Source organism: Pseudomonadota bacterium, assembly GCA_040752895.1.
In the GTDB taxonomy this organism is placed as follows: domain Bacteria; phylum Pseudomonadota; class Alphaproteobacteria.
Genome location: JBFMHN010000003.1, coordinates 40,437 through 53,881 on the forward strand (window position 1 = coordinate 40,437; position 13,445 = coordinate 53,881).

General features: G+C 57.4%; 11 protein-coding genes and 1 tRNA gene. All 12 read left to right on the forward strand.

What is annotated here, in order from left to right:
* The first annotated feature begins 38 nt into the window (after positions 1 to 38).
* The 12 genes from AB1781_06525 (at position 39) to AB1781_06580 (ending at position 13,369) form a co-directional block, all read left to right on the forward strand.
* Entirely contained in the window at positions 39 to 626 is a 588-nt protein-coding gene (locus AB1781_06525) for a TetR/AcrR family transcriptional regulator (protein ID MEW5704228.1), read from the forward strand.
* 564 nt (positions 627 to 1,190) lie between these two features.
* Entirely contained in the window at positions 1,191 to 2,756 is a 1,566-nt protein-coding gene (locus AB1781_06530; GenBank protein ID MEW5704229.1) for a 2-isopropylmalate synthase, read from the forward strand.
* 71 nt (positions 2,757 to 2,827) lie between these two features.
* Complete coding sequence (locus tag AB1781_06535) at positions 2,828 to 3,868, forward strand: rod shape-determining protein (GenBank protein MEW5704230.1); 1,041 nt, start codon at positions 2,828 to 2,830, stop codon at positions 3,866 to 3,868.
* Positions 3,869 to 3,923: 55 nt separating this feature from the next.
* The gene (mreC, locus tag AB1781_06540) at positions 3,924 to 4,817 is read left to right on the forward strand and encodes a rod shape-determining protein MreC (GenBank protein MEW5704231.1); all 894 of its coding nucleotides are present in this window, start codon (positions 3,924 to 3,926) and stop codon (positions 4,815 to 4,817) included.
* Complete coding sequence (gene mreD, locus AB1781_06545) at positions 4,814 to 5,329, forward strand: rod shape-determining protein MreD (protein ID MEW5704232.1); 516 nt, start codon at positions 4,814 to 4,816, stop codon at positions 5,327 to 5,329. The genes mreC and mreD overlap by 4 nt, the downstream gene beginning before the upstream one ends.
* Positions 5,329 to 7,185 carry a penicillin-binding protein 2 gene (mrdA, locus tag AB1781_06550; GenBank protein MEW5704233.1) on the forward strand — a complete coding sequence of 619 codons (1,857 nt, stop codon included), beginning with the start codon at positions 5,329 to 5,331 and terminating at the stop codon, positions 7,183 to 7,185. Before mreD ends, mrdA begins: the two co-directional genes overlap by 1 nt.
* Positions 7,182 to 8,333, forward strand: a complete 1,152-nt coding sequence (gene rodA / locus AB1781_06555) for a rod shape-determining protein RodA (protein MEW5704234.1) — start codon at positions 7,182 to 7,184, stop codon at positions 8,331 to 8,333. The genes mrdA and rodA overlap by 4 nt, the downstream gene beginning before the upstream one ends.
* A gap of 71 nt (positions 8,334 to 8,404) precedes the next feature.
* A tRNA-Lys gene (locus AB1781_06560) sits at positions 8,405 to 8,480 on the forward strand.
* Positions 8,481 to 8,815: 335 nt separating this feature from the next.
* The gene (locus tag AB1781_06565; protein MEW5704235.1) at positions 8,816 to 9,748 is read left to right on the forward strand and encodes an alpha/beta hydrolase; all 933 of its coding nucleotides are present in this window, start codon (positions 8,816 to 8,818) and stop codon (positions 9,746 to 9,748) included.
* Positions 9,749 to 10,074: 326 nt separating this feature from the next.
* A complete protein-coding gene (locus tag AB1781_06570) occupies positions 10,075 to 10,284 on the forward strand; it encodes a cold-shock protein (protein ID MEW5704236.1) in 210 nt (69 codons plus the stop codon).
* 269 nt (positions 10,285 to 10,553) lie between these two features.
* Positions 10,554 to 10,781, forward strand: coding sequence for a hypothetical protein (locus tag AB1781_06575; GenBank protein MEW5704237.1), 228 nt, complete (start codon positions 10,554 to 10,556; stop codon positions 10,779 to 10,781).
* 251 nt (positions 10,782 to 11,032) lie between these two features.
* Positions 11,033 to 13,369 carry an alpha/beta fold hydrolase gene (locus AB1781_06580; protein ID MEW5704238.1) on the forward strand — a complete coding sequence of 779 codons (2,337 nt, stop codon included), beginning with the start codon at positions 11,033 to 11,035 and terminating at the stop codon, positions 13,367 to 13,369.
* Positions 13,370 to 13,445 lie beyond the last annotated feature (76 nt).

Consider the following 13,445-nt stretch of genomic DNA (forward strand, 5'->3'; position numbering starts at 1 on the left):
CCTTAGGCTCGCCCGGCTTTAAAAATAAGGAATAGCTAATGGCGCGGCCGCGGGAATTCAGTGAGGAAGACGTGCTCGAACGGGCGATGCACGTCTTCTGGTCGAAGGGTTATGCCGCGACGTCGCTTCAGGATCTCGTCGCGGCGATGGGCATCAGCAAAAGCAGTTTCTACGACACCTTTCACGGCAAGCGCGAACTCTTCCTCATCACCCTCGGCCTTTATGGCGAGAGGTTGGTGCGGGCAACCGCCACCGCTCTCGAAGCCAAGGTCTCGCCGCGTCAGGCGATCGAGGATATTTTTGGCGACGCCATTGATGGTCTCTTCACGCAGGGCGGCCGATTCGGGTGTCTCGCGGTAAACACGGCGGCCGAATTGGCGGCAAACGATCTCGAAATTGCCGCCCGGGTGCAGGCGATTTTTGTCCGGCTGGAGGATACCATTCAGCAGGGGGTCGCCCGCGGCCAGTCGGCCGGCGATATCCGGGCCGACCGAAGTGCCCGGGTGTTGGCTCGCTATCTCGTCGGCATTCTTACCGGCCTTCGCGTCATGGGTAAGGCTAATCCGGATCGCGGCGTTTTGAACGATTTCGTACGTGTCGCGCTGACCGCCCTTGACGGTGGGTAAATATATTTTGAACCAATTAGTACAAAACAACCATTTGTTAATATTGAAATATTCATGTTATCAAAATATAAGGCGCTGATGATCCTTGGTTTCATACTTTTCGGTACAAAATAATCTCGCGCAACAACTGTTCGGTCCGGAAAATTTGAAAATTATCCTAGGAAGATTGCAAAAATGGCTTAAGAGGCGCACATTTCCAGGGTAAACAAAGAAAGCGTTAACCACTTTTGTTCAGAATCCCCTTCGGTGAAAGGCCTTAACCGTAAGGGATGGAAGGCGATTTGGGCGGCCCGATTCAATAGCTTGCCGCCCGGGAAATGGTAACCATGCACGGGCAATCGGCGACAACGTATCTGACGATAACCTGCGGGGCGAAACATCCGCAAGGGATCGTTGCGTTTACCATTCCCTTGACCTTTTCGCCGACTTCCACCGCCGCGGAAGGTTGTGCGGCGATTCTTCGACTTAGGCACCCTGGGCACCGCTGCCATGTCAAGGCGGGTGTTCAGGGAATCTCCGTTTAGAGAACCTAAGTGACGACGAAGAATCGGAAGGGGTATCCCGATGAGTAAAAGCGCAGACGCAGACGCAGACAAGAATCGAATCTTTATTTTCGATACAACCTTGCGCGACGGCGAACAATCGCCGGGCGCGTCGATGAATCTGGAAGAGAAGCTTCGCATCGCCAATGCTCTCGCCGAACTTGGCGTTGATGTCATTGAAGCGGGCTTCCCGATCGCCTCGAAAGGCGATTTCGAAGCCGTACAGGAAATCGCAAAAAAAGTTACCGGGCCGGTAATTTGTGCGCTGGCGCGTTCGGCTCGCGACGATATTGACCGGGCGGCGGAAGCGTTGAAACCGGCCAAACGAAAGCGCATCCATACGTTCATTTCGACCAGCCCGCTCCATATGAAGCACAAGCTCCAGATGGAGCCCGCCGCGGTTCATCAGGCGGTGATCGAAAGCGTAACCTATGCCCGGAATCTGACGGACGATGTTGAGTGGTCCTGCGAGGACGGGTCGCGCAGCGAGCGCGATTTCCTCTATCGCTGCATCGAAAGCGCCATTAAGGCCGGCGCCACGACGATTAATGTGCCGGACACGGTCGGCTACAGCGTACCCGATGAATTCGCGGACCTGATCGCTTCGATCATGAACCGGGTGCCCAACATCGACAGCGCGGTTCTTTCGGTGCATTGCCATAACGACCTGGGCCTTGCCGTTGCGAATTCGCTGGCGGCGATCCGACAAGGTGCCCGCCAGGTCGAATGTACGGTGAACGGGCTTGGGGAGCGGGCCGGAAATGCCGCGATGGAGGAAATCGTCATGGCGCTTCGGACGCGGCCGGACGTGCTTGGCTATACGACGGGCATCGTGACGGAAAACATCACGAAGGTCTCGCGGCTTGTCTCCACGATCACCGGCTTCACAATCCAGCCGAACAAAGCCATCGTCGGTGCGAACGCGTTTGCCCATGAATCCGGCATCCATCAGGACGGCATGCTGAAGCACGCCGGCACTTACGAGATCATGACGCCGGAATCCGTCGGCCTCGCCCAGTCGAAGCTCGTGATGGGCAAACATTCCGGCCGGCATGCGTTCCGGGTGAAATTGAAAGATCTTGGGTACGAGCTGGGCGACAACGCCGTCGAAGACGCCTTCCGCCGATTCAAGGACTTGGCCGACAAGAAGAAGGATATCTATGACGAAGATATTGTCGCTCTCGTGGACGATGCGCTTATGCAGGTGGACAGCCGCATACAGTTCGTCTCGCTGCTTGTGGTGTGCGGATCCACCGGTCCGCAGACGGCGGAGCTCGCACTCAAGATTGATGGCGAGGTGCGCAAAACCAAGGCGTCCGGCGATGGGCCGGTCGACGCAACGTTTAACGCTATCCGTGAACTGTTTCCCCACGATGCCCGCTTGCAGCTTTACCAGGTGCACGCGGTAACGGAAGGAACGGATGCCCAGGCCGAGGTGACGGTACGGCTTGAAGAAAATGGCAAGACCGTGAATGGCCAGGGGGCGAACACCGATACGTTGGTGGCTTCCGCGCGTGCCTATCTCAACGCGCTGAACAAGCTCCTCGTCAAACGGGAGAAAACCGCTCCGGCGGCGCTCTCTGCGTAAGCAAGAAACCGCGGCGGCGAGCGGCGGGTGAACCGTCGCTCGCCGCATAACGAAGATCATGGTGGGGCAATATGTTATCCAAAATTCTTGGTTTTTTATCTGCCGACATGGGGATCGATCTCGGGACAGCGAATACGCTGGTTTATGTGCGAGGCCGAGGCATCGTTTTGAACGAACCTTCTGTTGTGGCGATTGCCAACGTGAAGGGGCGCAGGCATGTTCTGGCGGTTGGTGATGAGGCGAAGATGATGCTGGGACGTACCCCCGGCAATATCGAGGCGACCCGGCCCTTGCGCGACGGTGTCATCGCCGATTTCGAAGTCGCCGAAGAGATGATCAAGCACTTCATCCGAAAAGTGCATAACCGCCGCACCTTTGCCTCGCCGCAAATCATCGTTTGTGTGCCTTCCGGCTCGACGGCGGTCGAGCGCCGAGCCATCCAGGAAGCCGCTGAAAGCGCCGGTGCCCGCCGCGTCTTTTTGATCGAAGAACCAATGGCGGCGGCCATAGGGGCCGGGCTTCCCGTCACCGAACCCACCGGTTCCATGGTCGTAGATATCGGCGGCGGCACGACGGAGGTGGCAGTGCTTTCTTTGGGCGGCATCGTTTATTCGCGGTCCGTCCGTGTCGGTGGCGACAAGATGGACGAGGCGATTATCGCCTATATCCGGCGTCACCATAATCTTTTGGTTGGCGAGAGCAGCGCCGAGCGCATCAAGAAAGAGATCGGTTCCGCCTGTCCGCCGGACGATGGCGACGGCCGGGTGATGCAGATCAAGGGGCGCGACCTGATGAACGGCGTGCCGAAGGAATTGGTGATTTCCGAGCGGCAAATCGCCGAAAGCCTTTCCGAACCGGTCGGCGCCATTGTGGAAGCCGTAAAGGTGGCGCTTGAGCATACGGCGCCGGAACTGGCCGCCGACATTGTGGACAAGGGGATTGTCCTTACCGGTGGCGGCGCTTTGCTTGGCAATCTTGACCGGGTTTTCCGCGAGGCGACCGGGCTTCCGGTTTCCATCGCCGACGACCCCCTGTCTTGCGTCGTCCTTGGCACGGGCCGTGCTTTGGAGGAGATGAAAACTCTCAAGAACGTCTTGCTGAGCAGTTATTGATCAGGCTCACGATGCAAATTTCCGGGGCATAGCCGGGGGGTCAAGGAGAAGGGGTATGGCAAGACTCCGCGCCAGTTCGTTCTTGCGTTTTACGACGCCGGTGCGGTCCCTTGCCCATCGCTTTCCGTTCCTTTTTCTCATCGTTGTTGCGTTCACGCTCATCGTTGTTGGCCGGATGGAGAGCGCCTTTACGGAACGGTTGCGTGCAAATATCGCAGATATTGCCACACCGATCGTCGGCCTTATCTCGCAACCGATAACGGCCGCGAGAAAACTGCTTGGTGAAATATCGACTCTCACCACCTTCCGTGAAGAGAATAATGCGCTCCGCGCCGAACTTGCCGTGCTTCGCCATTCGAAACTGGCGATGGAGCAATTGGCGATGGAGAACGCGCGTTTGAAGGCGCTCTTGAATTCGGTTCCCGACGCGGCGGTTCACTTTGTGACGGCGCGCACGCTCGCGGATTCCGGCAGCGCCTTCGTCCGAAGCGTTCTCGTCAATGCTGGAGCGGGGGACGGACTAAAGAAAGGAGATCCGGTCATAAATGGGGAAGGCGTGGTGGGTCGCGTCGTGCTCGTCGGTGAACATGTTTCCCGCGTGCTTCTGATTACGGATTGGAATTCGCGAATTCCCGTTGTTGTCGAATCGTCTCGAGAAAAGGCGATTATGGCCGGAGACAATTCGAGCAATCCGCGCCTGCTTTATCTGTCGAAGGAAGCGGTGATAGCTCTCGGCGACCGGATCGTTACCTCGGGCGATGGCGGTGTCTTTCCCCCAGGCCTGCCCATTGGCACGGTGGGTTCCATCAGCGAAGAGGGGGCGCGCATACAACCCTTCGTCACGTGGAGCCGTCTCGAGCTTGTCCGCATCGTTGATTACAGCTTGGAAGGGGCGTTGCCGCCGTCGCCGCTTCACCCGTCAACCGTTCAAGGAGAGCTTCCCAAGTGACGCCTTCCCTGTGGCAGAACCTGGAGCACCATATGCGAAACTTGGCGCCGTTTGTCACCGCGCTCCTCCTCCTGTTCCTAAGCCTTGTTCCGTTTCGCTTGCCGGGCTATGCCGTCATTGCCCCCATGCTTACCCTGACGGCCATTTATTACTGGGGACTCTATCGGCCCGACCTGATGCCGGCGACGGCTGTGTTCTTCATCGGCCTACTTCAGGACCTGCTTTCCGGCGTGCCGATCGGGCTCAACACTGGCATCTTTCTCCTTGTTTATGGGATTGTTGTTACCCAGCGGCGCTATTTTCTCCACGAATCCTTTTCCATCACATGGGTTAGTTTTATGATGGTGGCGGCCGCGGCCTCCATCCTTCAATGGGCCGCGTTTTCGCTTCTGGACTGGACGGTTCACGACCCCAGCCCGGGCGTTTTCCAATACCTCCTCACCCTCGTGCTTTATCCTTGCCTTGCCTGGGTTTATGCCCAAACCCAGCAAATCGTTCTGCGTCAGGCCTGATGTATCGGGAAGGGGACCGCTACCGGGTGTTCAGCCGCCGGACGGTGCTTCTGGCGGGAGGCAAATTGGTCCTCGCTACGATTCTCGTTGGGCGGATGTATTACCTGCAGGTTTTGGAATCGAGCCGGTATAAAACGCTGGCCGATGAAAACCGGATCAGCCTTCGTCTGATTCAACCGCCGCGGGGCTCGATCGTTGACCGCTTCGGAAATCCGCTGGCGGAAAACCGGAAGAATTACCGCGTTGTGGTGATCCCAGAGCAAACGGTGGACATCGAGGCGACCCTTGGCCGGCTCGATCGCATCCTGCCGATCGGGACGGCCGAACGCCGACGGGTGTTCCACGAGATGAGGCGCCAACGCGGCTTCATTCCGGTCGTTGTCCGGGAGAATCTCAACTGGGACGAAGTCTCACGCGTCGAGGTGAATATGCCGGACTTGCCGGGCGTGCTGATCACCGTCGGCCAAAGCCGTTATTATCCCTTGGGGGCTTCGGCGGCCCACGTGATCGGGTATGTCGCCGCCGTGGCGGAAGGCGAGCGCACGGAAGATCCCTTGCTTCAACTCCCCGACTTCCGTATCGGCAAAAGCGGGATCGAAAAAATTTACGATCTGGATCTGCGTGGAAAGGCCGGCAACAGCCGGGTCGAGGTCAACGCGTTTGGCCGCGTCGTTCGCGAGCTTTCGCTGGAGGAGGGAAAGTCCGGTCACCAGGTGACGTTGACGTTGGATTCTTACTTGCAGGATTTCACCAATAAACAATTCGACCACCAAAGTGGCGCCGCCGTCGCCATGGACATCCATAGCGGAGAAGTTCTGCTGATGTCTTCTACGCCGGGGTTCGATCCGAACGAGTTCGTCGTAGGCCTTAGCGAGGAAAGTTGGAATCGCCTGCTTGGCGATCGGCAAGCGCCCTTGACGAACAAATGCATTGCAGGCCAGTACGCGCCCGGCTCGACCTATAAGATGATAGTGGCGATCGCCGCGCTTGAAGCCGGCCTTGTCATGCCGGAACAACGGGTTTTCTGTCAGGGCCATATCGATCTTGGCCGATACCGGTTTCATTGCTGGAAGCCCAAGGGGCATGGCCATGTGGGTCTGGTCGAGGCAATCCAGCAGTCTTGTGACGTCTACTTTTACGAACTTGCCCGCCGCTGCGGGATTGACCGGATTTCCGAGATGGCCCGCCGGTTCGGCTTTGGCAAAGTCTTGATCAAAGATCTGCCCGGGGAACGGGCAGGTCTTGTTCCGGATCCCGAATGGAAGCGGGCGGCTTTCGGTACGCCGTGGCAGGGCGGTGAGACCCTCATCACCGGGATCGGCCAAGGCTATGTGTTGGCCACACCCTTGCAACTTGCCGTCATGATGGCCCGCCTCGTGAACGGTGGGTATGAAGTCTTTCCGCATGTCACGAAGGCCATTGCGTCTGCGAGGGGCTCGGCTGCCCGGCTCGCAACCGCCCTCTCTTCCTTGGGCATCGGGCAAAACACCCTTTCCCTCGTTCGGGAGGGCATGGTTGCCGTGACGAACGAACCGGGGGGGACGGCCTATGGCTCCCGGATTTCCAACAAAGCGATGGCGATGGGTGGCAAAACGGGCACTTCCCAGGTGATGCGGATCACGAAAAGAGAACGCGACGAAGGCATCCCAAAGAACGCAGATCGGCCCTGGCATGAACGCGACCATGCGCTTTTCGTCGGCTTTGCACCGATTGCTGCTCCAAGATACGCCGTCGCTGTCCTGGTTGAGCACGGCGGCAGCGGTTCGGCCGTCGCGGCTCCGATCGCGCGGGACATTCTGCTCGCAATCCAGCAACGAAATTCAGCGCCGCAAGACGGACAGCCTGTCGAATCATGATCGAAATGGGCGATTTTTCTGGGCAGGAACTTAGTCTGTCGGACAAGATTCGGCAGGTGCACTGGGGCATGATCTTGCTCCTCTGCCTTATCGCCAGTATCGCGATTGCCATGCTCTATTCTGCCGGTGGCGCCAGCTTTACGCCTTGGGCTGGCCGGCAAGCGGTGCGTTTTGCTGTTGGAATGATGGTTCTCTTTGTGGTTGGGCTTACGGATATCCGCTTCTGGCTCCGTCACGCCTATACGCTTTATGGGGCGTCTCTTGTCTTTCTCATCGCCGTCGAGTTTGCCGGCGCCATCGGCATGGGGGCGCAGCGGTGGCTAGATCTCGGCTATGTTCAATTCCAGCCGTCCGAGGTCATGAAAATCGCCATTATCCTCGCGCTGGCCCGCTATTTTCATGGGGCCAGTCTTGAAGATGTTTCCCGCCCGGCTTTTTTGGCTGCCCCCTTTCTCCTGTTGGCGCTGCCTGGTCTCCTTGTCTTGCGCCAGCCGGATTTGGGAACGGCGGTCACGTTGGCCACCGGAGGGCTTTCGATCTTTTTTCTGGCTGGGGTGCGGGTTTGGAAATTTGTGTCTCTGATCGGTATTGGGCTTGTTGCGATGCCGCTTCTCTGGATGGGGCTGCATGGGTATCAACGCCGCCGCGTCCTTATTTTCCTCGACCCCGAGAGCGACCCCTTGGGGGCCGGGTATCACATCCTGCAATCCCAGATCGCGCTTGGTTCTGGCGGGCTCTTTGGCAAAGGGTTCCTTCAGGGAACCCAGGCGCATCTCAATTTTTTGCCGGAGAAACAAACCGATTTTATTTTCACGATGCTGGCGGAGGAATTCGGCCTTGCAGGCAGCCTTATACTCCTCACGCTTTACCTGCTTCTCGCCTTCTGTGGCGTTACGATCAGCCTGCGCAGCCGCAACCAGTTTGGCCGCCTGCTCGGCATGGGGATCACCGTGACTTTTGCGCTCTATTTCTTTATCAATATCGCAATGGTGACCGGGCTAATTCCCGTCGTCGGTGTGCCGCTGCCGTTCATTTCTTATGGCGGTACGGCGATGCTTACCTTGCTTTTTGCTTTCGGCCTCATCATGAGCGTCCATATCCACCGCGACCTGCGAATGAGCCGCCGCGGAAGCATCGAAAACCTCTGAAGATGGACGGGCGCGACCTTTCAAGACACTCGACAGACCGGGATGCCTTTGCTATAGGGGCCACCCTTCCCGGGCGCATAGCTCAGTTGGTAGAGCAGCTGACTCTTAATCAGCGGGTCCCAGGTTCGAATCCTGGTGCGCCCACCATTTAATTAGCTGAAATAATTAGTAGTTTTTTGTGGTTGTTTTCCCGGCACGCAACCAACCTTTCGCAGAATAGCCGAAAATCGCCGTCTTGAACGGCATCGGCCTGCGCCGCCCGCGAAGCGACGCCCAAGACTCGCGCCCCTGGCCCTTGATTGCTTTCCATATCGGTGCTTTGGGGCAAGCCGCGAGATCGCGCCTAGATTCTGCGCTTTATCTTTATTTACTTTGCCGCCGGCCTGGGTATGTCGTTTGATAACGTGCTCCCGTCTCGGCATCTTTTTTTGCGCAGCGACCCACCGGAAAAACCCATGGTTGCCACACCGGGAGGAAGCCAAGTGACAAACTCGATGAAAGGCCATTCGTCAACACGCGAACGAGCAAACGCTCCGCTGAGCATCAACCGCAGAGATGCGACGGTGCGTGCGGTGGTTCCGGGTAATGTCGGTCGCGTAACGGTCAGCGATGGCGTGAACCTTCATTATCTGGAAGCCGGCTCGGGCCAGCCGCTGCTGATGATTCCCGGCTGGTCGCAAACGGCCGAGCAGTTCAAGCATCAAATCGAGGGGCTGAGCGACCGGTACCGGGTGATCGCGCTCGACATGCGCGGTCATGGCGAATCCGACAAGCCAAACCATGGCTATAAAATTGACCGTCTCGCCAAGGACGTTCGCGACGTCATCCATGCGCTTGATTTGAAGGGCGTCAACATTCTCGGCCATTCGATGGGTTGTTCAGTGATCTGGAACTATTGGGATCTGTGGGGGGCGGATCGTCTGTCCAAGATGCTTCTGATCGACCAGATGCCGATGGTCACCAGCAATCCGGCGTGGTCGGAGCAAGAGATCATCGACGCCGGCAGTGTCTTCACGCCGGAGACGCTCTACGCCACGGTCAACGACCTGGCCGGGCCAAACGGTGTCGCGGTAACCCGCGGTTTGATCGGCGGCATGATCACCAAGACCGCCTCGGACGATGTCAAGAGCTGGATCATTGACCGCAACCTCAGGATGCCACGCCGGCATGCGGCGACCTTGCTCTACGACCACGGCACGGCCGATTGGCGTGACACGATCCCGCGTCTGGATACGCCGTCTCTGGTGGTCGGCGGCCGGGTCAGCTTCGTGCCATGGCAATCGCAAGTCTGGATCAACCAGCAGATCGCCGGCTCGCGCCTCGAGGTCTTCGAGGAGGCCGATGGCGGCAGCCATTTTATGTTCATCGAGGGGTGCCAGAAGTTCAACGACATCGTCCGCGACTTCATCGGCTGATCGTTCCGCCCGATCGGACGCGGGGCGTGCGGGTAAGGCCTTGAAAGGGGTCAAAACGGACCTCGGGATGAAGCCCGGAAGCCCAGAATTTGGCCGAATAGCGTGGGTAGGCGGGTTTCCGGTATCCCCGCTTGGTCTCACGGGGGATTGACTTTTTCGGGATATTCCCCACATATTTCCATATACGTATTGCATTTGTTGCGTGTTATCTAAATAACCGGTACGCCGATTAGCTTAGTTATCCCCTGACAATGTGAACGTTAAACCGGCCGCGCGCTCATATGGTGTGAGACGCGGAATCAAGACTCCTGTTAGAGGAAATAACTATGGCTACTGGTACTGTAAAATGGTTCAACCCGGCCAAGGGTTTCGGGTTCATCGCGCCGGAAGACGGCTCCAAAGACGCGTTCGTCCACATTTCGGCCGTCGAGCGCGCGGGATTGAGTTCGCTCAGCGAAGGGCAGAAGGTCTCCTATGAGCTTCAGCCTGGGCAGAACGGCAAGTCTTCCGCCGAGAACCTGTCTATCATCGACTAACTACGCAAGGCACCGCCTCCAACTTCCGTTGGGGGCGGTCGCCGCTTGCCGTCGGCGACAACCTTACGGTCGCCTGGCGGACTGAAGGAGGTGGGCGGACCGCTCCGCGGCCACCTCTTCGACAACAATAAATACGACCGATAAATTAAACGGCGCGATGCGCCATGGCGCCGCCGATCTTACGCACCGGGCTGCGGGTGGAGTCGCTCGTGTTTCGTGGCGAAAATTTCCGACCGTGACACCCGAAACGGAAGCAAAGGATTACCGAAATGTTGAAGTCAGTAAAATCGAAGGCGGAGGAACAGTTCGCCGCAACTCAGAAGAAGGACAAGCTGGCCCTGAAGGAGAAGGAAAAAGCGCAGCAGGAACTAACGGAACGCGTGGCGAAACAGCGCGCCCTTCGCCTGGCTAAAGAGGCGACCGATAAAGAAGCCGCCGAGAAAGCGTCCGCCAAGAACAAAAAGCCACCGCGTTTGTCCGAGGCTCACGGACGCTAACCGTAACGGCCGCGAAGTCTGCAACCGAGCCCAACGGCAAACCGCAATCGGTATCTACCCCTACCTCTATCGTCACCGCTCCACAGGCCGGCGGAATTTTTACACGTTCGATTAATTGGAAGGCGTGGCAGCTTACTATAATACCGCGACAGCCACGCGGTCGTGGGCCTTGACGCATCCGTTCTTTACGCGCTTGCTCTTTAATTGGCTTTTAATTCAAGGGCCCTAGCTTTAAGCCCTTGGAACCAGGCATGAGAGCGAGTTCGCCAACGCCGATGGACGCCAGCGTAAAGCCAGATATCGAAAAAAGCTTTGCCATCAATAAATCGGCCTGCGCGTGGACCATGCGTGCCATGACCGCGCTGCAGGCGCGCGTGCGCGTGAACATTCGCCTGCACGATCTCGAACAGCGGCTGGAAAGCGGTCAAATATTTCTATTCAACCATTTTGCCCGTTTTGAAACCTTTATTCCCCAATATCTGATTCATCAAAGAACGGGCGCCTATTGCCGTTCGGTCGCGGCCCGCGAATTTTTTTCGGAAGGCAACGTCTTCTCCAATTACCTGCTTGGCCTCGGTGCGGTCCCCAACAATTATCCAAATCTTCTCCCGTTTCTAGGGGCCGAAATCTTCCGGGGACGGAAAGTCATCGTCTTCCCGGAAGGTGGAATGGTGAAGGATAGAAGGGCAATCGACGACAAGGGGGAATTCAATATTTATTCAAGGGCGGCGAAGGAACGGCGGAAGCATCATACCGGTGCGGCCGTTCTGGCCTTGACCCTGGACGCTTTCAAGACTGGCCTGTTGGAACTTGAAAAGGCAAACGCGGTAGACCATTTGTCGCGATGGGCGGCCAATTTCGGACTCGACGGTGTCGACGCGCTTTTGGCGGAAGCGCGTCGGCCCACCCTCGTCATACCCTCGAACATCACCTTCTATCCCATCCGGGTCAGCGACAACTTGTTCGGGAAACTTGCCGAATTTTTCAGCAAGGGGAAGGGAAAACTGAGGAACCTTTCCGAGGAATTCCTGATCGAAGGCAATATCTTGCTCAAGAATACCGACATGGATATTCGACTCGGAATACCCGCTCGGGCGCACCAATCCTGGAGCTGGTGGGAAAGAAAAATACTTAGCCACTTGTTGCGGAAAACGGAATCGCTAGAGGAGTTTTTTCGGAAAGAGATCGTTGCTAGCACGCTGGAGGACCGTCTCCTGCATATTTGCGTCGGGCGGCACGTTTTCTCCGTTCGCGACGCCTATATGCGCGAGATGTATACGAACGTCACCGTTAATTTATCCCATCTTGCTTCGCAGCTCATCCTGTCCCTGATTGGTGCCGGGAAAACGGAAATCGAGCGCAAGCGGTTTGACCGGATTCTCTACCTCGCCGTTAAAGCGATGCAAAAACACGCCAACGTCCATCTCCACGACAGCTTGAGGAATCCGGATGCCTATGAAGGCATCCTGGAGGACTGGTGCGAAGGATTGGAGCAATTCATATCTTCGGCAACCATGGCCGGCCTGCTGGCGGTGGACGGCGAACAGTATTCTTTTCTTCCGAAACTCCGTGAGGAGCACGATTTCGATAAGATTCGCATCGAGAACCCGATCGCCGTTTATGCGAACGAGGTGGCGCCTATCCCCCAGGTGAAGCAGGCCCTTGAGGGGGCGATGGAAAGGGCGGATCGCTTGTCCGAGCGCGAATGGGCCGAGGCAAGCTTTGATGACATGCTCTTGAGCTTTGCCTGGGGGAAAAAGCAGTTTACGGACCCGCGCTACGACCAGATCAACAAGCAGGAAACCGCGACAGAAAACGCCGAGCCCTATCTCCTCTTGCCTGAAAACAGCAACGGCCTAGGCATCGTACTGGTTCATGGGTTTCTGGCGTCGCCGGCCGAACTGCGGGCGTTCGGCCAGCGCCTTTTCCAGGCCGGGCATCCGGTGATCGGCGTGCGCCTGAACGGGCATGGGACTTCTCCCTGGGACCTTCGGGGGCGGGCCTGGCAAAATTGGATGGAGCCGGTTCGTAAGGGCTATCGAATCCTCTCCGCTTTCGCCGACCGGGTTTGTCTGGTGGGGTTTTCCAGCGGTGGCGTTTTGTCGCTTATTCTAGCCTCCGAGGCGCCAGCCAAGCTGGCCGGCGTCGTTGCCGTCTCGGCGCCTCTGAAGTTCATGAACAGGAACATGATTTTCGTGCCGTTTGTTCATGGCGCCAACCGGGTTACTCGGTGGATGTCGACGATGGAAGGCATCATGCCTTTCCGGGAAAACGATTCCGAACACCCGCATATCAATTATCGGCACATGGCAATTCGCGGGTTATTCGAATTGCGCCGCATGGTTGACGAAATGGAACGCCGGCTACCTAAGATCGCCTGCCCCGTTACTCTCATCCAGGGGGACGAGGATCGCATCGTCAACCCGAAAAGCCTCGAATTGATGTATAAGAAGTTGGCGACGAAAGAAAAAACGGCGCGGAGAGTGCCTTCCACCCGGCACGGAATTCTCAATGAGAACATCGCAAACACCCAGGAGATCGTTCTCGGCATCCTGGCCGATCTCAGGGCTCGGCAGGCGGCCGGGTGAAGTAGATTTTCCAATGCAATCAATGGCTTTCCATTTTCCATCCGGCCCGCTTGGCAGGGTCGACCAAAGCCGCATA